The sequence below is a fragment of the Rathayibacter sp. AY1B5 genome, assembly GCF_002932795.1.
Taxonomy (GTDB): Bacteria; Actinomycetota; Actinomycetes; order Actinomycetales; family Microbacteriaceae; genus Rathayibacter.
On sequence record NZ_PSWM01000016.1, the window covers coordinates 58,460 to 78,980 of the forward strand.

A 20,521-nucleotide genomic window follows, 5' to 3' on the forward strand; every position below is an offset into this window, starting at 1 on the left:
AATGCTCCTTCGCAGTGGGGTGGGTGGTCACCAGGCGTAGTCCTCGGGGGCGGTCCGGTGGCCGGGGAAGATCTCGTCGAGGCGCGCGAGGGCCTCGGAGTCGAGGGTGATGTCGACGGCGGCGACGGCGCTCTCGAGCTGCTCGAGCGTCCGCGGCCCGGTGATCGGACCGGTGACGGCGGGCTGGTGGAGGAGCCACGCCAGCGCCAGCTCGCCGGGCGCCTCGCCGCGCTCGCGGGCGAACGCCTCCCACTGCTCCAGCGCGGGGCGGTGCTCCTCGATCGCGGCGAGAGTGCGCTCGGAGGAGCGTCGCCCGCCCTCCGCGGTCTTCTCGAGCACGCCGCCCAGCAGCCCGCCCTGCAGCGGCGACCAGGGGATGACGCCGAGTCCGTAGTGCAGCGCCGCGGGCAGGACCTCGCGCTCGACGTCGCGGACGAGCAGGTTGTAGATCGACTGCTCGGAGGCGAGGCCGGTGAAGTGGCGGGCGCGCGCCGCCTCCTGCGCCTGGGCGAGGTGCCAGCCGGCGAAGTTGCTGGAGCCGACGTAGAGGACCTTGCCCTGCTGCACGGCGACCTCCATCGCCTGCCAGATCTCGTCCCAGGGCGTCGTCCGGTCGACGTGGTGGAACTGGTACAGGTCGATGTGGTCGGTCTGCAGGCGGCGGAGGCTCTCGTCGAGCGCGCGGCGCAGGGTGAGCGCCGAGAGCCGGCCGCCGTTGGGCCAGGAGTCGCGGCCGCGCTCGGCTCCGGGAGCGGCGAACTCGCCCATGTCGCCGAAGACCTTGGTCGCGAGGACGGTGCGCTCGCGGCGCTCGCCGCCCTGCGCGAACCAGCGGCCCACGATCTCCTCGGTGGCACCGCGGCCGGCCTCGCCTCCGTACACGTCGGCCGTGTCGAAGAAGTTGACGCCGAGCTCGTGCGCCCGGTCCATGATCGCGAACGAGTCGGACTCCTCGGTCTGCATGCCGAAGTTCATGGTGCCGAGGACGGTGCGGGAGACGGACAGGCCGGTGCGGCCGAGGTGCGTGTACTGCATGGTCCCAGTCGACTCCGGTTCCCGCCGCGTGTCCAACAGGTGCTCGGCATGGGTCCGATCGACGGGGGAGGTCAATCGGGGGCGCGCTGTCCAGGGGCCGTCCGAGCCGCGCCTCGGTCGGGGCTGCCCGCCGGTCGGCTGCTCCGGTCTCGGCGGGATCGCCCGCACCCCGCTGGGCGCGGTGGCACCCGGCCGCGCGGGCGCCGGGTTAGAGTCGCGGAATGGTCCGGACGACGCAGCGCCTCGTGATCGCCCTCTCCGCCGCGGTCCTGCTCGCCGGCTGCACGGCGGAGGCGACGAGCCCCGCCGCCGCACCCGCCGAGCCGACCGCCTCCACGGCGCCGCCCGCCGCCGGAGCGGAGTCCACGCCGCGGCCGGTGCCGAGCGTCTCGACCACTCCCGCGCCCGTCGAGGACGTCTCCGGCGAGTGCGTCGTCCAGGCGCTCGACGAGGGGACGCTCGACGGCGTCGATCTCGAGCGCGTACGCGACCGCGGCTCTCGTGCCGGCGCGACCGGAACGGCGAGCACCGCCTCCGACGGCGCCCCTGCCTCCTACCTGGTGGCGGCCGGCGACATCAGCGAGCGCATCGCGGACCGGTTCTGCATCACCTCCGACTACCTCTCCGCGCTGAACTCGGTGCGCCGCGACGGCGTCGACATCGACAGCCTCTACGGCGGCGACACCCTCAACCTCCGCCCGACGACCGTCCTGAGCGTCGGCGACCAGAACGGCCGCGTCCTCGACAACGCCGAGCCCGACGACCTCCCCGCGCAGACCGGCTGACGCCGCTCCCTCCCGGGCGGACCCCACTCCTCCGACGTCACCGCAGCACGCGACCACCACCGCAGGGCGTGGACCCAACGGCGCCGGCGCTCAGCCCAGGACGCCGATCAGGACCGCCGACACGGCGACGGTCGCCGCGAGCCCGGTCGTCCGCGAGCGGCGGCGCGCCGGATCCTCGAACCACGGCAGCCCGCCCCAGCGCAGCACCGCGCCGGCCGCCCCGGCCGCAGTGAGAGCCACGAGCGCGGCCCAGGGGAGCAGCGTCAGCGACGACCAGTCGACGAGCGCCCGCCCGAGCAGCAGCACGGCGACGGCCTCGACGCCGCGGGCGAGTGTCCGGACGCGGTCGCGGTCGAGGAGCCCGGCCGCCCGGCGCCGGGGGACGCTCCCCAGGGCGAAGCGGCCGACGGTGAACGCGACGACGAGCAGGACGAGGACCGAGGCGATCATCACGACTCCTCCCCGGCGCGCTCCAGCAGGCGCAGGCCGAGCTCGTCGACCGAGCTCGCCGTGTCCCCGTTGACGAACACCGCGACGCTGCGCTCGCGGTCCATCGCGAGCATCGTCGAGTAGCCGGAGGTCCCTCCGTTGTGCCAGGTGACGGATCCGCCGTCCTCCGACTCCGAGGTGAACCAGCCGAGGCCGATCCGCGCCCCGTCGGCGTCGAACCGCGGATCCAGGACGCTCGCCGCGGGCACTCCCAGCGCGGGGTCGTCGGTGAGGAGGGCCTGCGCGTAGCGGGCCATGTCCGCCGCCGTGGAGCGGACGCCGCCCGCCGGCGCGTAGCCCGCCATCGTCCACGCGTCGACGGGCCGCCCGGTCGCCGAGAAGCCGGTCGGCGCGTCGGCGGGGAGGGCGTCCGCGGTCTCCGGGGCGGAGGTCGCGGTCATCCCGAGCGGATCGAGGACGCGCTCGCGGAGGAGGTCGGCGTAGTCGCGGCCCTCGGCGCGGGCGAGCGTCTGGCCGAGCACCGCCGCGCCGAGGTTCGAGTAGGCGTGCACGTGCTCGCCCTGGTCCGCGTCGGCGGCCTGCCGGAGGACGTCGTCGGCCGACCAGCCCGCGTAGGGGTCGGTGCCGCGCAGCTGGGCGACGAGCGTCGAGGCGAGGTCGCCGATGCCGGCGGGGAGGCGCGGCAGGCCGGAGCGGTGGGTCGCCAGCTCCTCGAGCGTCCCGGTGAAGCCGCCGACGTCGGCGTGGTCCGCGGCGGGGTCCTCGAGCCCGACCGTCCCCTCGGCGGCGCTCCGGGCGAGGAGGAGCGCGGTCATCGTCTTGGTGACCGATCCGATCTCGACCTCGGTCCGCTCGTCGGCTCCGAGTCCGCCGTAGCGCACGCCGTCGGGCGTGACCACGGCGGCGACGAGGTGGTTCCGAGCCCCGTCCCCGACATCCGTCCGGAGCCACTCGGCGATCTCGGCGTCGCCGGTCGCCTCGGTCGAGAGGGTGGGAGCGGAGGGGCGGAGCAGCACTCCGCCGAGCAGGACGACGGCCGCGGCGGAGGCGGCGGCGAGGGCGAGGCGGCGGCGGATCATCGGGGTCCTCCGGAGGCGAGCAGGATCACGAGCAGGGGGACGAGGCGCTCCGGCGGGATGCCGTAGCGGCCGCGGCCGCGCGCCTCCAGCCAGCCGGCGGCGACCAGCTGGTTGACGTGGTGGTAGATCTGCCCGGTGGTGCCCGCGCCCTCGCTCTCGGCGAGCTGGGCGACGGTCTCGACTCCGCCGGCCACCGCCTGCAGGAACCGCAGGCGCACAGGGCTTCCCAGGGCGGCGAGCGCGGTCGGCCCGGGGCTCGCTCCCCAGTCGCGCTCGAAGAACGCATCGGTGCTGAGGCCGTACTGCCACTCGACGGGGCCGGCCGGAGTGGCGACCGAGCCGGCGAAGACGACTCCGCCGGGAGAGGGCAGGCGCTCGCGGAGAGCGGTCAGGGCCCAGAGCGGATCGTCGGCGGCGGGCGCGGCGGGGGCGTCAGCGCGCTCGAGGCGGTCCAGCCGCGCTCGGAGCGCGTCGACCTCGCCGGCGAGGTCTCGGGAGGAGGTCATGCTCCACTATTGCAAACATTCCGTAATCACGGAACTCCACAAACGGCGATCGTCGCCGGGAACGCAGGAGTCGCGGTGGTCCGGCTCGACCACCGCGACTCCTGCGGTCTCGGGATGTGCGGAGGCTCAGCCGAAGTGGCGCGGCAGCACGGCACCGTTCACCGAGCGCAGCTCGTCCAGCGGCAGCGTGAACAGGCCCTGCACCTCGACCGCGGGGGTCGCCGCGTCGGTCACGCCGATGCGCAGCACCGGGTAGCCCCGGCCCTCGCAGAGCCCGCGGAACTTCACGTCGTCCTCGCGCGGCACCGACACGAGCACGCGGCCGGTCGACTCCGAGAACAGCGCGGCCGTCGCGTCGACGCCGTCGCGCTCCATCAGCTCGTCGAGCCAGATGCGCGCCCCGACGCCGAAGCGCAGGGCCGACTCGGCCAGCGCCACCACGAGCCCGCCGTCGGCGAGGTCGTGGGCGGAGGCGATGAGCGACTCCTTCGCGCCCGCCGAGATCAGCTCGGCCAGTGCGCGCTCGGCGGCCAGGTCGAGCTGCGGGGGCAGCCCGCCGAGGTGGTCGTGGATCGTGCCGGCCCACGCGGAGCCGTCGAGCTCGTCGCGGGTGGTGCCGAGGAGGTAGAGGTTGTCGCCCTCGTCCTGCCAGCCGGAGGGGATGCGGCGCGCGACGTCGTCGATCACGCCGAGGACGCCGACGACGGGGGTCGGGAAGATCGGCACGTCGCCGGTCTGGTTGTAGAACGAGACGTTGCCGCCGGTGACGGGGATCTCGAGCTCGAGGCAGGCGTCGGCGAGCGCGCCCACGGCCTCGCGGAACTGCCACATCACCTCGGGGTTCTCGGGGCTGCCGAAGTTGAGGCAGTCCGAGACGGCGACCGGGGTCGCTCCGGTGACGGCGACGTTGCGGAACGCCTCCGCCAGCGCCAGGCGGGCGCCCTGCGCCGGGTCGAGCTGGCACCAGCGGCCGTTCGCGTCGGTCGCGACCGCGAAGCCGAGGCCCGACTCCTCGTCGACGCGGACCATGCCGCCGTCGTCGGGGTAGCTGAGGGCGGTGTTGCCGAGCACGTAGCGGTCGTACTGCGAGGTGATCCAGCTCTTGTCCGCGAGATTCGCCGAGCCCAGGAGCGCCAGGGTCTCGGCGCGCAGCGCGTCGCCCCCGGTCGAGCGGGGCAGGCGGGAGGAGGAGTCGGCCTGCAGCGCGTCGAGCCAGGAGGGGTACTCGATCGGGCGCTCGTAGACCGGGCCGTCGACCGCGACGGTGCGCGGGTCGACGTTGACGATCTCCTCGCCGTGCCAGTGGATGATCAGGCGGCCGGAGTCGGTGACCTCGCCGAGGACGCTGGTCTCGACGTCCCACTTGCCGACGACCTCGAGGAACGCGTCGAGCTTCTCGGGCGTGACGACGGCCATCATCCGCTCCTGCGACTCCGACATGAGGATCTCCTCCGCCGTGAGCGAGGGGTCGCGCAGCAGCACCGAGTCGAGCTCGATGAACATGCCGCCGTCGCCGTTGGAGGCCAGCTCCGAGGTGGCGCACGAGATGCCCGCGGCGCCCAGATCCTGGATGCCCTCGACGAGGTCCTTGCGGAAGAGCTCGAGACAGCACTCGATGAGCACCTTCTCGGCGAACGGGTCGCCGACCTGCACCGCGGGGCGCTTGGTCGGTCCGCCGTCGGCGAAGGTGTCGGAGGCGAGGATCGACGCGCCGCCGATGCCGTCGCCTCCGGTGCGCGCCCCGAAGAGCACGACCTTGTTGCCGACGCCGCGGGCGTTCGCGAGGTGCAGGTCCTCGTGGCGGAGGACGCCGACGGCCAGCGCGTTCACGAGAGGGTTGCCCTGGTAGACCGAGTCGAAGTAGGTCTCGCCGCCGATGTTCGGCAGGCCGAGGCAGTTTCCGTAGAAGGAGATGCCGGCGACGACTCCGTGCACGACGCGCGCGGTGTCGGGGTCGTCGATCGCCCCGAAGCGCAGCGCGTCCATGACCGCGACCGGCCGCGCGCCCATCGAGATGATGTCGCGGACGATGCCGCCCACTCCCGTCGCCGCGCCCTGGAAGGGCTCGATGTAGCTCGGGTGGTTGTGGCTCTCGATCTTGAAGGTGACGGCCCAGCCCTCGCCGACGTCGACCACTCCGGCGTTCTCGCCCATGCCGACCATGAGGTTCTTCTTCATGGCGGGCGAGACCTTCTGCCCGAACTGGCGGAGGTACATCTTCGACGACTTGTAGGAGCAGTGCTCGCTCCACATCACCGAGTACATCGCGAGCTCGCCGCTCGTGGGGCGGCGGCCGAGGATCTCGCGGATGCTCGCGTACTCGTCGGGCTTGAGTCCGAGGGCCGCGTAGGGCTGCTCCCGCTCGGGCGTCGCCTCCGCGTTCGCAGTGGTGTCGGGAACGGCGGTGCGGCTGTCTGCCATGTGCTGGAGGCTCCAGGGGAGGGGGACGGGATGCGCGTCGATCCTACCCGCCGCCGTCGCCGCGGCCCGGGCCCTCCTGTGGAGCGGTGCGGGCACCGGCGCCTAGGATCGGGCGGGTGAAGCGGGCGGCTCTGATCGGGACCGTGCTGTGGGGGCTCTACCAGTGCTTCGGGAACCTCGGAGCGGCGAACATCTCGTCGGACGAGCCCGTGTACCTCGCCGCCGGGTGGGACTACCTGCACGGCGACGTGAGCGCGAACCTCGAGCATCCGCCGACGGCGAAGTACCTGATCGGGCTCGCGCAGGTGCTGCTCGGCGAGGGGCTGCTCGCGGGCAGGATCGCCGCCGGCGCGGCCGCGTTCCTCACCGGGGTGGTGCTCTGGCTCTGGTTCCGGCGCGAGCTCGGCCCGACGCTCGCCCTCGTCCCGGCCGGCCTGTTCCTCCTCCTCCCGCGCACCGCCGTGGGAGCCGGCACGCGGATCGACCGCCTCGCGCTCCTGGAGCCGTTCATGGTGCTCTTCGCCGTCGCGGCGATGGCCGCGGCGTGGACCTGGTCGCGTGCCTCCCCGGGCAGGCGGAGCGGTTGGCTGATCGCGCTGGCCGGGGCGCTGCTGGCGCTCTCGGTCACCTCGAAGCTGACCACGGCGGTCCTCGCGCCGGTGCTCCTCCTGCCGCTGCTGTGGTCGGGGAGCAGGGCCCGGGCTCTGCGGGGCGGCCTCGCCCTCTCCGTCGCGTTCGTCGTCACCGGGGTGCTCGCCTACCTGCCGGTGCATCCGGTCGAGGCGATCCGGTACCTGCTCGAGTTCCAGTCCGAGCACAACGCCGACGGCCACCTGATCGAGGTCGCCGGGACCGCGTACGTCTTCCCGCCGTGGTGGGCGAACCTCTGGTTCATGCTCGTCGGCATCGGGCCGGCGGCGCTCGCCGTGCTGCTCCTCGGGACCCTGCTGGCCCTGCTCGCTCCGCGGCGCCGCGCGCTGGTGCTCTACCTGGGCGCCGCGACGCTGCTCCTCCTCGTGTTCCACCTGGCGATCAGCTCGGTCGCGCTGCCGCACTACTACGCGGCGTGGGCCTGGCTGCTCTGCGCGCTGGCGGGCATCGGCATCGCGGAGGCGCTGCGCGGCGGGATCGTGCTGCCCGCGCCCCTCGCCCGCGGCGCCGGCGCCGTGCTGCTGGCCGCGTCCCTCGTGATCGCGACCGCCACCTCGGCGGGGATCGCCCAGGAGCGGCCGACCGGGATCGCGCGGGTGGCCGACGTGCTGCGCGAGCGCGGCCTCGACGGCGGCCTGGTCCTCGCGCAGGGCATGTCCTCGGGCGTCTACGTGCCCTACATCGGCGACCGGGTGACGACCGATCCGTCGTCCGCCGGGATCGTCGCCATCGCGATCGAGCGGTCGGCGCGCTTCCCCGTCGATCCGCGCGTGTCCGCCTACCTCGAGTCGGCGCGGCCCGAGACGGTGCGGCTCGACGACCTCACCCTCGTGCTGGTCGACGGGCCGCTCCCGTGACCGCTCACTTCGAGCGGCAGGCCCCCGGATCCACGGCGTCCGTCAGCGACGCGGCCTGCTCGACCACGGGAGTGAGGACCGAGAGCGGGATGGCGTAGCCGACGTTGTCGACGGAGGCGGCCTTGCCGAAGACGACGCCCGACACGGTCCCCTCGAGAGAGAGCAGCGGGCCCCCCGAGTTGCCCTGGTTGACGACGGCGGCGAGGGTCAGCACCTCGCGCGAGGTCGGCGCTCCGTCGACCATCAGCGAGACCGTGGCGTCGGAGGAGATCTCGGCCGAGCCGAGCGTCAGCGGGCCGCCGAAGGGGTAGCCCGCGACCACGGCGCCGTCCCCGGCGGCGACGGCGTCGTCGAGCGGGAGCGGGGAGGCGTCGAGCCCGTCGACGGCGATCACGGCGAGGTCGGCGGCCGGGTCCAGGTAGACGACACGGCCGGTGCGCGGGGCCTCGCCCGGCGCCTCGACGACCGGCTGTGAGACTCCGCCGACCACATGGGCGTTGGTGATCACGCGGTCGTCCGAGACGACGAAGCCGCTGCCCGTCACTCCGACGTCGCAGGCCCAGGCCGTGCCGGAGACGCGGACGACCGAGCGGGTGGCGGCGGCCACCTCGGGGTCGTCGGTCGAGACGTCCGGGATCGCGGGCGCCCGGGTCGGAGCGTCGAGCGCCTCGACGACCCAGGAGGTGCCCTCGTCGACCACCGTCGACTGCAGCTGCGCGAGGAAGGCGCGGACGGGGGAGGGGGTGAGGTCGTCGATCGTGCGGATGACGGTCGAGCCGGCGACCGAGGTCGTGACGAGGGCGACGCCGAGGAGGGAGACGGCCGAGGTGACGGCGATCCAGACCAGGCCGGAGATCGCGACGCCGGCGACGCCGCCCGCGAGCCGGTCGAGCAGGCCGAGCTTGACCCTGTCGGCCCCCCGGCCGATGACCGCGCCGAGCGTCGCTCCGATCGCGTAGCCGACGCCCAGCAGCAGCACGGCGGTGCCGATCACGGCGAGCAGGCGCCACTCGCTGCCGGCCGTCCACGACGAGACGGCGGGCACGGCGAACGAGGCGCCGATCGCGCCCGCGACGATCCCGGCGAGACCGCCGAGGGTCCGGAGCAGGCCGCGCCGCAGGCCGTCGACGAGCGCGCCGATGAGGCTCAGCACGACGATGACGTCGACGATCACGGATGCACCCACGCGGAACTCCTGCCGGTGTCGGGGACGGGTCCTCCAGCATGACCGACGCGGGATGCGCGGACGCCCGGAGGCGGCTGGCAGTCCGCGGCGGCTGCGGTGCGCGGGGTGGTGCGGTGCGCGTGCGGTTTGCAGGGGGTGTGCGTGCGGTTCGCGGGGCGGCGTGCGGTTCGCAGGGGGTTGTGCGGTGCGCGTGCGGTTCGCAGGGGGTGTGCGTGCGGTTCGCGGGGCGGCGTGCGGTTCGCAGGGGGTTGTGCGGTGCGCGTGCGGTTCGCAGGGGTCTGCGTGCGGTTCGCCGGGCGGTCTGCGGTTCGCAGGGGGGTGTGCGTGCGGTTCGCAGGGGGTGTGCGTGCGGTTCGCAGGGGGTGTGCGTGCGGTTCGCCGAGGGTGCGCGGTTGTCAGGGGGAGTGAGCGCGTGGTTCGCAGGGCGGTGTGCGGTTCGCAGGGAATGCGCGCGCGATTCGCAGGGCGGCGTGCGGTTCGCAGGTGGCCCGTGTGATTCGCAGGGGTGCGCTACGGGCGGTGTGCGCGATTCGCAGGGGAGTGTGCCGTTTGCAGGGGAACCCGGGCTCCAGCCGTCATTCATGCGGAGGAATGCCCGATCGCGCGCGGCTCTCCTGCAGACGGCACGCTGAGCGCCTGCAGATCGCACGCTCTCCTGCAGACGGCACGCTGAGCGCCTGCAGATCGCACGCTCTCCTGCAGACGGCACGCTCAGCGCCTGCAGATCGCACAGCCGCCTGCAGATGGCACAGCCGCCTGCAGATCGCACAGCCGCAGCGCTTCAAAGGAACCGTTCGCAGCGGAGGGGGAGCGCCGCGCAGGCCTAGAAGAACGAGATGCAGTACGGCGTCGCGATCGGTGCGAACAGCCGGTCCATCCGCCCCGCCTCGCCCGTGAGGCGCGCCAGCCCGGCCTTCGCCAGGATCGACGGCCGCACCGAGCCCAGCAGCAGCGAGCCCAGGTCGGCCACGTCCAGCGCGAGCTCGGCCTCGTCCTCGGTGCGCTCCACGGTGGCGGAGCCGCCCGCGGCGGTGAGGCGGTAGCGGCCGTCGGCGAGCCCGAGTCCGTCGGCCACCTCGACCGCGACCGAGCCGTCCGCGGTCCACGGCCGGGCCGAGAACGCGGCGGCGACGTCGAGGATCCGCAGCCAGATCAGATCTCCCACGTGGCTCACCTGCACCACGCGCGCGTCGCGGAGCGCCCAGGTCAGCGGATCGTCCACCGGCGCCATGTCCCAGGTCACCGCGGAGGCGAGGTCGACCGCACCGAGGTAGCCCCAGAGTGCGAGGTAGGCGTCGGCGCCGGGGGCGACGAGGTCGACGATCTCGAGGGTCTTGTCGTCCTCGGGCCCGACCGCGCGGTAGGTCACGAAGCCGTCGAGCGTCCCCTCCTCGTCGAGGTGGACGGCCGAGCGGACGTCGAGGCCGGGCGTGGTCTCGCCGGACGCGGTGCCGACGGAGTTCGCCTCGTAGCGCGACTGCCGGGTCAGCGAGCCGGGGGTCGACGCCTGGAACGCGGCGAACACCGCGGGGATGCGCGGCTGCAGCCAGCTCGTCGCGACGACCTCGACGCGGCCGGCGGGCTCGGTCTGCAGGCCGAAGCGCGGCCCGGTGTCGACGCGGATCGAGCGGGTGAAGGCCGAGCGGCCGAAGCCGAACCGGCGGTAGATGGAGGCCTCGCTCGCCGTGAGCGCGGCGACCGGGGTGCCGGCCTCCTTCGCCAGGCGCAGGTCCTCGGTGATCATCGCGCGCAGGATGCCGCGGCGCCGGTGCGTGGGCCGCACGGTCACCTGCGACACCAGGTGCGCCGGCAGCTCGCGTCCGCCGCCCACCTGCAGGGCTCCGGGGAACGCCGCATAGGTGCCGACCGGCACGCCCGCGCCGTCGAGGCCCTCGGGGGCGGAGGAGTCGACGACCGCGGTGAGCACGCGCTGATCGGCGACCATGTGCTCGGCCCAGTCGCGCAGCTTCTCCGGCGTGAACTCCTTCTCGTGGAAGCCCGCATTGATCGCGGTGGCCCACGCGGCGGTGGCGGCGTCGGGACCGCCCTCATCGTTCAGGGCGGCGGGGAAGCGGCGGAGGTCGAGACCGGTGAGAGGCATCCGTCCAGCCTATTCACCCGGGGTGCGCGGGGGCTGAACCGCTGCGCGAACGGTCACCGCCGCGGGTGCGCCGGGACCGCGGACCGGCGCATCCCGAGACAGGGTCGGCGTCAGAGCACGGTCCACCGCTTCTCGAGGGCCGCGTCCACCGCCTCCGCGAGCTCGTCCAGCCGCCGGGAGTCGAGGCGCCCCGGGTCCGCGGCCGCCCGGATCCGCCCGCTCATCGCCGCGATCGCCGCGCGCCGCCGCGGCAGCGTCGCGGTGAACGCGCAGTCGCGCAGCAGCACGAGGAGCTCGCCCGGCCCGCCCTGCGCCTCCGCGAGGACCTCGAGCCGACGCTCGAACGGCGACTCCGGGACCGTCACGCGCAGGAACCCGTCCGGATCCTGGAACGCCGCCGGCGGATCCGGCACCCGGGCGAGCAGCGCCAGCGCGGCCCCCAGCTCGTCGAGTCCGCCCGTCCGCGCCAGCTCCCGGAGCCGCGAGTCGACGTCGTGCGCCGGTCCCTCGCCGAGCTCCACCGCCCGCAGCACGAGCGCGTCGAGCCGGCGCTCCTCCTCCTCGCCCGGCACCGACGGCGTCGCCGACCACCACGAGAGCACCGGGGTCGCGGCCACCGCGTGCTCGCCGACCCGCCGCTCCAGCGCCACGAGCAGGTCCTCGCGCGCGGCGAGCGCCACCAGCGCGTCCACGTCGACGCCGAGCAGCGTGCCCGACCCGGGCGGCAGCACCAGGCGGCGTCCGGAGGGAGGGACGGCCTCCGCGCGCGTCCTCGCCCCGGGGCCGCGCTCGCTCGCCCGCAGGATCTCCTCCTCGAGGGTCCGCCGGGGTCGTCGTCGTCCGCTTCCGCGCGCCATGCCGTCACGCTACCGTCGGCCGCATGACCCGCTTCCTCGCCCTCCTCCGCGGAGTGAACGTCAACGGCCGCACCGTCCGCAGCGCCGAGCTCGCCGAGACGGTCGCCGGCGTCGGAGGGGAGCGGGTGCGGACGGTCCTCGCGAGCGGCAACGCGGCCTTCGACTCCGACCGCCCGGCTGCCGAGCTGAAGCCCGCGCTCGAGGCGGCGCTCGCCGAGCGGTTCGGCTACGACGCGTGGATCGTGCTGGTCCCGCAGGAGGCGCTCGCCGCCGTGCTCGCCGCCTACCCGTTCCCGCGGATCGACGAGGAGGCGCATCCCTACGTCGTCTTCGGCTCCGACGAGGAGGCGCTCGACGCCGCGCAGGCCGCGATCGGCGAGCCCGATCCTGCGGTCGAGCTCGTCGCTCGGGGCGCCGGCGTCCTCTACTGGCGCTGCCCGCGCGGCTCCTCGACGGACACCCCGGTCGCGAAGGTCCTCGCCCGCTCCGCCTACCGCTCGACCACCACGACGCGGAACCTGCGCACCGTCGAGAAGCTCGCGAGGGCCTGATGTCTGCAACCGAGGTCGGAATGCGCCCGGTGCCCTCGAAGGGCCGTCCGGGGCGCTCCTGACCTCGGTTCGGGACAGCTCCCGACTGAGAGCACGCACATTCTTTGGTTAGGCTGTCCTTAGTGCCGGTCCGCTCGGACCCTGCGCCGCCTCCCGCACAGCCTCTCGAAAGGGACCCATGCCCCGCGCCACCACGCCCCTCGCCCTGCTCGCCGTCACCGCGCTGACGATCGGCCTCGCCGGCTGCAGCGGCTCGGCCGCCGGGGACGACGCCGCCTCCGACAGCGGCTTCACGCCGATCACGATCGAGCACGCCCTCGGCACCACCACCATCGAGTCGGCGCCCGAGCGCGTGGCGACCGTCAACTGGGCCAACCACGAGGTCCCGCTCGCGCTGGGCGTCGTCCCCGTGGGCATGGCCGCCGCCAACTTCGGCGACGACGACGGCGACGGGCTCCTCCCCTGGGTGAGCGAGAAGCTCGACGAGCTCGGCGCCGAGACCCCCGTCCTCTTCGACGAGACCGACGGCATCGACTTCGAGGCCGTCTCGGACACCGACCCCGACGTCATCCTCGCCGCCTACTCCGGCCTCACGCAGGAGGACTACGACACCCTGAGCGGGATCGCCCCCGTCGTCGCCTACCCCGAGACCGCCTGGGGCACCTCCTGGCGCGACATGATCACGCTGAACAGCGAGGCGATGGGCAGGGCCGACGAGGGCGCCGCCCTCATCACCGAGCTCGAGGGCGAGATCGAGGAGAAGGTCGCCGCGCACCCGCGGCTGGCCGGCACCTCGGCGATGTTCCTCACCCACGTCGACCCGACCGACCTCAGCCAGGTCAGCTTCTACACGTCGCACGACACCCGCCCCGCGTTCTTCGAGGACCTCGGCATGGCCACTCCCGGCAGCATCGCCACCGCCTCCGCCGCGACCGACACGTTCTCGCTCACGCAGAGCGCCGAGCAGGCCGACGCCTTCAGCGACGTCGACGTGATCGTCACCTACGGAGACGACGAGCTCGTGAGCACCCTCAAGGCGGACCCGCTGCTCTCGCAGATCCCCGCGGTCGCCGCCGACGCCATCGTGCGCCTGCCCTCCACTCCGCTCGGCACCGCCGCCAACCCGACGCCGCTCTCGATCTCGTGGGTCCTCGACGACTACCTGGACATGCTCGACGAGGCCGCCGCCAAGGCCGCGCAGAGCACTCCGGCCGCCTGAGCCGGAACGCGATCCGCGTGACCCTCGCCGCTCCTCCCGCCGCCTCGGGCGTCGCCGCCGTGCGCCGCCCGAGGCGGCTGCGCGCCCTCTGGCTGCTCGCGGCCGTGGCCGTGCTGCTCGCCGCCGCCGTGGTCTCGGTGCTGGTGGGGTCGCGGGAGGTGGCGTGGAGCGACGTGGTCGCCGCGTTCGGCGGGTCCACGGACGGATTCGCGCAGGCCGCGGTCGCCAAGCGCATCCCGCGCACCGTGCTCGCCGCGATCGCGGGTGCGGCCCTCGGCGTCGCCGGCGTGCTGATGCAGGGGGTGACCCGCAATCCGCTGGCCGACCCCGGCATCCTCGGGGTGAACACCGGGGCCTCGCTCGCGGTCGTGACGGGCATCGTCTTCTTCGGGCTGAGCAGCTCCGCCGCCTACGTCTGGGTCGCGATCGGCGGGGCCGCGGTCGCCGCGGTCTTCGTCTACACGGTCGGCTCGCTGGGGCGCGGCGGTGCGACTCCGCTCACGCTCGCCCTGGCGGGGGCCGCCACCTCGGCCGCGCTGGTCTCGGTGATCAGTGCGATCGTCCTGCCGCGCGCCGACATCGCGGGCGGCATCCGCTCCTGGCAGATCGGCGGAGTCGGCGGCGCGACGTCCGCGAGCATCGCGCAGGTGCTCCCCTTCCTCCTGGCCGGCCTCGTCCTCTGCGTGCTCTCGGCCAAGAGCCTCAACACGCTCGCGCTGGGCGACGAGCTCGCCGCGGGCCTGGGGGAGCGGGTCGCCCTCGCGCGCGGCGGTGCCGCCCTGGGCGCGGTCGTGCTCTGCGGAGCGACGACCGCGGTCACGGGGCCCATCGGCTTCGTCGGCCTGGTCGTCCCGCACGCCTGCCGCCTCCTCGTCGGCGTGGACCACCGCTGGCTGCTGCCGTTCTCGGCGGTGACCGGCGCCGTGCTCCTGATCGCGGCGGACATCGTCGGCCGCGTCGTCGCGCGCCCGAGCGAGATCGACGTGGGCATCGTCACCGCGCTGGTCGGCGCCCCGGTGTTCATCGCGATCGTCCGCCGCCAGAAGGTGCGCGAGCTGTGACCGCGCTGCTCGAGGCGCCCTCCGCCACCGCCCGCGCCGTCGCGGCCGGCCGCCGCCGCCGCGGGGCCCGGCGCCGTATCGTCGTCGCCGTCCTCGTGGTCCTGATCGCGGCCGCCTTCGCCGTCTCCCTGCTGGTCGGCCAGACCGTCTACTCGCCCGACGAGGTGCTGCGCGTGATCCTCGGCGAGCAGGTGCCCGGCGCGGGCTTCACCGTCGGACGGCTCCGCCTCCCGCGCGCCGTGCTCGCGCTGCTGGTGGGCCTGTGCTTCGGTCTCGGCGGAGTGAGCTTCCAGACCATGCTCCGCAATCCGCTCGCCAGCCCCGACATCATCGGGATCAGCGCCGGGGCGAGCGCTGCCGCCGCCTTCGCGATCGTGACGCTCTCGCTCGGAGCCGCGCAGGTCTCGGCCCTCGCGATCGTCGCGGGACTCGTGGTCGCGCTGCTCGTCTACGCCCTGTCCTACCGCAGCGGAGTGGCCGGCACGCGGCTGATCCTGATCGGCATCGGGGTCGCCGCGATGCTCGACTCCCTCACCGCCTACGTGCTCTCGCAGGCCGCCGCGTGGGACCTGCAGGAGGCGTCCCGCTGGCTCACCGGGAGCCTCAACGGCGCGAGCTGGAGCGAGGTCGTGCCGGTCCTCGCCGCGGTCGTCGTCCTCACTCCCGTCCTGCTCTCCCGCTCGCGCGACCTCTCCGCCACCCAGCTCGGCGACGACACCGCCTCCGCGCTCGGCATCCGCGTGAACGCCACCCGCCTGGTCGTGATCGTCGCGGCGGTCGGGCTGATCGCCTTCGCGACCGCCGCCGCCGGCCCGATCGCCTTCGTGGCCTTCCTCTCCGGGCCGATCGCCGCCCGCCTGATCGGGCCCGGCGCCTCGCTCCTCATCCCCTCGGCCCTCGTCGGCGCGCTCCTCGTGCTCGTCGCCGACTTCGTCGGGCAGTTCGGGCTGGGCCTGCGCTACCCGGTCGGAGTGGTCACCGGCGTGCTCGGGGCGCCGTACCTCGTCTACCTCATCGTCCGCAGCAACCGAGCGGGAGGCTCACTGTGACCACCGCGCACACCCTGACGGCCGAGGGGGTCACCCTCGGCTACGGCGACCGGACGGTCGTCGACGGCCTCGACCTCGTCGTCCCGCCCGGCCGCATCACCGCGATCGTCGGAGCGAACGCCTGCGGCAAGTCGACGCTCCTGCGCTCGATGTCGCGCCTGCTCGCGCCCCGCTCCGGCGCCGTGCTGCTCGACGGGCGGGCCGTGCACCGGACGCCCGCGAAGCAGCTCGCCCGCACGCTCGGCCTCCTCCCGCAGTCGCCGATCGCCCCGGAGGGCATCACCGTCGCGGATCTCGTCGGCCGCGGCCGCCATCCGCACCAGGGGATGCTGAGCCGTTGGAGCGCGCACGACGACGAGGCCGTCGCGACCGCGCTCGACGCGACGGACACCGCCGCCCTGGCCGACCGCTCCGTCGACGAGCTCAGCGGCGGGCAGCGCCAGCGCGTCTGGATCGCGATGGCCCTCGCGCAGGAGACGGACGTGCTGCTGCTGGACGAGCCGACCACCTTCCTCGACGTCAGCCACCAGATCGAGGTTCTCGACCTGCTCGTCGACCTCAACCGCACCCGCGGGACGACGGTGGTGATGGTCCTGCACGACCTCAACCTGGCCGCCCGCTACGCCGACCACCTCGTGGCGATCGCGCACGGCGCGGTGCACGCCTCCGGCACCCCGGCCGCGGTGCTCACCGAGGAGACGGTGCTCGCCGTCTTCGGCCTCGACAGCCGCATCATCACCGACCCGACCTCGGGCACTCCGCTCATGCTCCCCCTCGGGCGGCACCGCCTCGCCCCCGAGCGGATCGACGCCCCCGGCGGCGCGCAGATGACGGACGTGTAAACGGTTCCACACGGCGGCCGGGGGGCGTATACGATACCTGCAGTCCGCGGCGGACGACCGTCATCGGCGGAACCGCCGAACGCCTGCCCCCGATCAGAGGTCCTCCCCGCCGTGACTGCATCCCCGACGCGCCTCGACGCCTCCGCCCTCCGCGGTGTCCGCGCGCTCCTGTTCGACCTCGACGGCGTGCTCACGCCGACCGCCGACGTCCACATGCAGGCCTGGTCGCGGCTGTTCACCGAGTACCTCTCCTCGCGCGGCGTCGCCGAGGGCTACACGGACGCCGACTACTTCCGCCACATCGACGGACGCCCGCGCTACGACGGCGTCCGGGCGCTCCTCGCCTCGCGCGGCATCACCCTCCCCGAGGGCACGCCGGAGGACGACCCGTCGCTCGAGACCGTCTGCGGGCTCGGCAACCGCAAGAACGACGCCTTCAACCGCACCCTCGCCGAGACGGGCGTCGCTCCCTACCCGGGCTCGCTCCGCTTCGTCGACGCCGCGATCGCCGCGGGCGTGCAGGTCGCCGTCGTCACCTCCTCCCGCAACGGCGTGCCGGTGCTCGAGGCGGCCGGCCTCCGCGACCGCTTCGAGGTCGTCGTGGACGGGCTCCTCGCCGCCGAGCGCTCGATCGCCGGCAAGCCCGCGCCCGACACCTACCTCTACGCGGCCGAGCTCCTCGGCCTCCCGGCCGCCGAGTGCGCCGTCCTCGAGGACGCCCACTCCGGAGTCGCGGCCGGCCGGGCGGGCGGCTTCGGCCTCGTCGTCGGGGTCGACCGCGGAGTCGGGGCCGACACCCTGCTCGAGCACGGCGCCGACCTGGTCGTGGACGACCTGGCCGAGCTGCTCCCCTTCCTCCCCACCGCTCCCGCCCCCGAGGACGCCGCATGAACCCCATCACCTCCGACCCGCTCGACCGGAACCGCTTCCCGATCGACGAGTGGGCCCTCGTCGAGACCGAGTTCGCCTCCGAGCTGCAGGGCCGCACCGAGACGCTCTTCGCCACCGGCAACGGCTACCTCGGCCTCCGCGGCAACGTGGAGGAGGGGCGCGACGGCTACGCCTACGGCACCTTCATCAACGGGTTCCACGAGACCTGGCCCATCCGTCATGCGGAGGAGGCGTTCGGCTTCGCCCGCGTCGGCCAGACCATCGTCAACGTGCCGGACGCCAAGATCATCCGCCTCTACGTCGACGACGAGCCCTTCGTGCTGAGCGAGGCGGACGTCCTCGCCTACTCGCGCCGTCTCGACTTCGCGAACGGCGTGCTCACCCGCGAGCTGGAGTGGCGCACCCCGTCCGGCAAGCGCGTCCTCATCCGCTCGCGCCGCCTGGTCTCGTTCACCGACCGGCACCTCGCGATCCTCGACTACGAGGTCGAGATGCTCGACCACGACGCGTCGGTGCTGATCTCGAGCCAGATCCTCAACCGCCAGGACGGCGTGGACGAGTACCACGCCCCCTCCGGCAGCGAGGGCGCGGGCTTCGACCCGCGCAAGGCGGAGTCGTTCGAGGACCGCGTCCTCCAGCCGCGCCTCAAGCGCGTCAGCGGCACCCGCTACCTCCTCGGCTACCGCACCACCAACTCGCAGATGACCGTCGCGTGCGGCGCCGAGCACCAGCTCGAGACCGAGAACGAGTGGGACCAGACCTCCCAGATCGACGACGACCTCGCCAAGCACGTCTACCGCGTGAAGGCCAAGGCCGGCCGGCCGGTCCGCCTGGTCAAGACGCTGACCTACCACACCTCCCGCGGCGTGCCCGTGCGCGAGCTCGCCGACCGCTGCGACCGCACGCTCGACCGCGCCCGCGAGACGCCGGTCGAGGAGCAGTTCGTCAAGCAGCGCGAGTGGCTCGACGACTTCTGGACCCGCTCCGATGTGCAGCTGGACGGCCAGCCCGCGATCCAGCAGGCGACCCGCTGGAACCTCTTCCAGCTCGCCCAGTCCACCGCCCGCACCGACGGCGGCGGAGTCGCGGCCAAGGGCGTCTCGGGCTCCGGCTACGGCGGCCACTACTTCTGGGACACCGAGGTCTACGTCCTCCCGTTCCTCAGCTACACGGCGCCCCTCGTCGCCCGGAACGCCCTGCGCTTCCGGCAGAACATGCTCGAGGCGGCCCGCGCGCGCGCCTCGGAGCTCAACCAGCGCGGCGCGCTGTTCCCCTGGCGCACCATCAACGGGCAGGAGTCGTCGGCCTACTACGCCGCCGGCACCGCGCAGTACCACATCGACGCCGACATCTCCTACGCGCTCATGCAGTACGTGGGAGCGACGGGCGACGACGACTTCCTCGCCCGCGGAGCGATCGACATCCTCGTCGAGACCGCTCGGATGTGGGCCGACCTGGGCTTCTGGCGCAGCAACGGCGACGACCACTTCCACATCCACGGAGTGACGGGGCCGGACGAGTACACGACGGTCGTCAACGACAACCTGTACACGAACGTCATGGCCCGGGCGAACCTGCGCTCGGCCGCCCGCGCCGTCGAGCTGCTGAAGGCCGTCGAGCCCGCCGCGTACGAGCGGATGGCCGACCGCCTCGCTCTCGACGAGGGCGAGGTGCTCGAGTGGGCGCGCGCCGCCGAGAAGATGCACATCCCCTTCGACGCTCGGGCGGGCATCCACCCGCAGGACGCGGCCTTCCTCGAGAAGGAGCTGTGGGACCTCGAGAACACCCCGGCGAGCAAGCGCCCGCTGCTGCTGCACTTCCACCCGCTGGTGATCTACCGCTTCCAGGTCCTCAAGCAGGCCGACGTCGTGCTCGCGCTGCTGCTGCAGGGCAACGAGTTCACCGCCGAGCAGAAGCGCGCCGACTTCGAGTACTACGACGCGCTGACCACGGGCGACTCGACCCTCTCGGCCGTCGTGCAGTCGATCATCGCCGCCGAGGTCGGCTACAGCGACCTGGCCCGCCACTACTTCCTGTCGGCGCTCTTCGTCGACCTGGCCGACCTGCACCGCAACACCGCCGACGGCATCCACGTCGCCTCGACCGGCGGCGTCTGGAGCGCCCTCGTCTACGGCTTCGGCGGGATGCGGGACCACGGCGGGCGGATCACGCTCGACCCGCGCCTGCCCGACGACTGGGACCGCCTCGCCTTCCGCATCACCCTCCACGGCACGCGCGTGCGGGTCGAGGTGACGCAGACCGAGGTCCTGCTGACCGTCGAGACCGGCGACTCCGCGACGATCACCGTCCGCGACGAGCGGGTGCACGTCGCGGCGGGCAGCCCGGTGCGCGTGACGCTGACCCACCAGGGCCGCCGCCTGCACGGCGCGCCGACCACGTCCGACATCGAGGGCACCCGCCGCTCCGACGGAACCGTGATCACCGCCTCGATCCCCACCCTCTCGATGACCCCCGAGCCCGAGGTGCTCACCGGCCCCTGACGGCCGACCCGCCGGCCCGTCCGCCGAGACACCGCCCCGCCCGGCAGAAGCGTCGGCACGGTTCCTCGCCGTCCCGTGCCGGTTTCTCCGTTCCCGGACTTCGCTGAGGGTGGGCACCGACGATGGAGGAGCGGCCCTCCCGGCGCGCACCTCACGACGAGAGAAGGGAACTCACCATGGCATCTCCCCTCAGCGGTCTCCTCGGAGACCACGCCGACCCGACCGAGGAGCTCGTCTCCCTCTTCGGAGACGGGACATCGACCACCCCCGCGGCCGTCGCGTCAGCGGTCGACTGGGGTCGTGGCGTCCTCGCCGAGCGCGGGATCGAGCCCCGGAAGCAGGTGGCCGCCATCCACGCCTTCCGTCAGGCGGAGCCCCGCCTGTCCCTCAAGCCCGCGACCTACCTGGCGAAGCTCGTCGCGGCCTGAGCCGGGCGGCCGCGCAGGCCGCTCGAGACGAACGGGACCCCCGGCCGCTGG

18 protein-coding genes are annotated in these 20,521 nt (G+C 73.8%); 10 read left to right on the top strand and 8 right to left on the bottom strand.

Translation table 11 applies throughout. The annotated features are described in order from the left end of the window. Nucleotides 1-27: 27 nt before the first annotated feature. A complete protein-coding gene (locus C5D44_RS11170) occupies nt 28-1,035 on the bottom strand; it encodes an aldo/keto reductase (RefSeq protein ID WP_104277564.1) in 1,008 nt (335 codons plus the stop codon). A 221-nt stretch (nt 1,036-1,256) separates the two neighbouring features. Between C5D44_RS11170 and C5D44_RS11175 the strand changes: the two genes are divergently transcribed. Beyond that, nucleotides 1,257-1,820, top strand: a complete 564-nt coding sequence (locus C5D44_RS11175) for a hypothetical protein (protein WP_104281688.1) — start codon at nt 1,257-1,259, stop codon at nt 1,818-1,820. Between the two features lie 90 nt (nt 1,821-1,910). Here the strand turns inward: C5D44_RS11175 and C5D44_RS11180 are convergent, their stop codons facing one another. The 4 genes from C5D44_RS11180 to purL all read right to left on the bottom strand — a co-directional run bounded on the left by C5D44_RS11180 (nt 1,911) and on the right by purL (nt 6,276). Then, entirely contained in the window at nt 1,911-2,270 is a 360-nt protein-coding gene (locus tag C5D44_RS11180) for a hypothetical protein (RefSeq protein ID WP_104281689.1), read from the bottom strand. Further along, complete coding sequence (locus tag C5D44_RS11185; RefSeq protein WP_104281690.1) at nt 2,270-3,349, bottom strand: serine hydrolase; 1,080 nt, start codon at nt 3,347-3,349, stop codon at nt 2,270-2,272. The genes C5D44_RS11180 and C5D44_RS11185 overlap by 1 nt, the downstream gene beginning before the upstream one ends. Then, a complete protein-coding gene (locus tag C5D44_RS11190; protein WP_104277568.1) occupies nt 3,346-3,855 on the bottom strand; it encodes a winged helix-turn-helix domain-containing protein in 510 nt (169 codons plus the stop codon). Before C5D44_RS11190 ends, C5D44_RS11185 begins: the two co-directional genes overlap by 4 nt. 126 nt (nt 3,856-3,981) lie before the next feature. Continuing rightward, complete coding sequence (purL, locus tag C5D44_RS11195; RefSeq protein WP_104277569.1) at nt 3,982-6,276, bottom strand: phosphoribosylformylglycinamidine synthase subunit PurL; 2,295 nt, start codon at nt 6,274-6,276, stop codon at nt 3,982-3,984. A 116-nt stretch (nt 6,277-6,392) separates the two neighbouring features. Here purL and C5D44_RS11200 point away from each other — a divergent pair, with 116 nt between their 5' ends. Continuing rightward, nucleotides 6,393-7,784: a glycosyltransferase family 39 protein gene (locus tag C5D44_RS11200; RefSeq protein WP_181118495.1), complete on the top strand. Its 1,392-nt coding sequence runs from the start codon at nt 6,393-6,395 to the stop codon at nt 7,782-7,784. 4 nt (nt 7,785-7,788) lie between these two features. Here C5D44_RS11200 and C5D44_RS11205 read toward each other — a convergent pair whose 3' ends face one another. From C5D44_RS11205 to C5D44_RS11215, 3 genes are all read right to left on the bottom strand, one after another. After that, nucleotides 7,789-8,970, bottom strand: a complete 1,182-nt coding sequence (locus tag C5D44_RS11205; RefSeq protein WP_258067957.1) for a MarP family serine protease — start codon at nt 8,968-8,970, stop codon at nt 7,789-7,791. 823 nt (nt 8,971-9,793) lie between these two features. Further along, complete coding sequence (locus C5D44_RS11210; RefSeq protein WP_104281693.1) at nt 9,794-11,071, bottom strand: GNAT family N-acetyltransferase; 1,278 nt, start codon at nt 11,069-11,071, stop codon at nt 9,794-9,796. Nucleotides 11,072-11,181: 110 nt separating this feature from the next. Continuing rightward, the gene (locus C5D44_RS11215) at nt 11,182-11,928 is read right to left on the bottom strand and encodes a DUF2254 family protein (RefSeq protein ID WP_104281694.1); all 747 of its coding nucleotides are present in this window, start codon (nt 11,926-11,928) and stop codon (nt 11,182-11,184) included. A gap of 23 nt (nt 11,929-11,951) precedes the next feature. On the opposite strand from C5D44_RS11215, the gene C5D44_RS11220 reads away from it, so the two are divergent. The 8 genes from C5D44_RS11220 (at nt 11,952) to C5D44_RS11255 (ending at nt 20,470) form a co-directional block, all read left to right on the top strand. Then, nucleotides 11,952-12,479: a DUF1697 domain-containing protein gene (locus tag C5D44_RS11220; RefSeq protein ID WP_104281695.1), complete on the top strand. Its 528-nt coding sequence runs from the start codon at nt 11,952-11,954 to the stop codon at nt 12,477-12,479. 178 nt (nt 12,480-12,657) lie between these two features. Then, nucleotides 12,658-13,698 carry an iron-siderophore ABC transporter substrate-binding protein gene (locus C5D44_RS11225; protein WP_104281696.1) on the top strand — a complete coding sequence of 347 codons (1,041 nt, stop codon included), beginning with the start codon at nt 12,658-12,660 and terminating at the stop codon, nt 13,696-13,698. Between the two features lie 17 nt (nt 13,699-13,715). Continuing rightward, nucleotides 13,716-14,759 carry an iron ABC transporter permease gene (locus tag C5D44_RS11230; RefSeq protein ID WP_104277575.1) on the top strand — a complete coding sequence of 348 codons (1,044 nt, stop codon included), beginning with the start codon at nt 13,716-13,718 and terminating at the stop codon, nt 14,757-14,759. Next, nucleotides 14,756-15,808, top strand: a complete 1,053-nt coding sequence (locus C5D44_RS11235) for an iron chelate uptake ABC transporter family permease subunit (protein WP_258067414.1) — start codon at nt 14,756-14,758, stop codon at nt 15,806-15,808. Before C5D44_RS11230 ends, C5D44_RS11235 begins: the two co-directional genes overlap by 4 nt. Beyond that, the gene (locus tag C5D44_RS11240) at nt 15,805-16,650 is read left to right on the top strand and encodes an ABC transporter ATP-binding protein (RefSeq protein WP_104273138.1); all 846 of its coding nucleotides are present in this window, start codon (nt 15,805-15,807) and stop codon (nt 16,648-16,650) included. Before C5D44_RS11235 ends, C5D44_RS11240 begins: the two co-directional genes overlap by 4 nt. Nucleotides 16,651-16,761: 111 nt before the next feature. After that, nucleotides 16,762-17,541 (top strand): HAD family phosphatase, encoded by a 780-nt coding sequence (locus C5D44_RS11245; protein WP_104281697.1) that lies wholly within the window; start codon nt 16,762-16,764, stop codon nt 17,539-17,541. Further along, nucleotides 17,538-20,042: a glycoside hydrolase family 65 protein gene (locus C5D44_RS11250; protein ID WP_104277577.1), complete on the top strand. Its 2,505-nt coding sequence runs from the start codon at nt 17,538-17,540 to the stop codon at nt 20,040-20,042. The genes C5D44_RS11245 and C5D44_RS11250 overlap by 4 nt, the downstream gene beginning before the upstream one ends. A gap of 176 nt (nt 20,043-20,218) precedes the next feature. Next, nucleotides 20,219-20,470, top strand: a complete 252-nt coding sequence (locus C5D44_RS11255; RefSeq protein ID WP_104281698.1) for a hypothetical protein — start codon at nt 20,219-20,221, stop codon at nt 20,468-20,470. Nucleotides 20,471-20,521 lie beyond the last annotated feature (51 nt).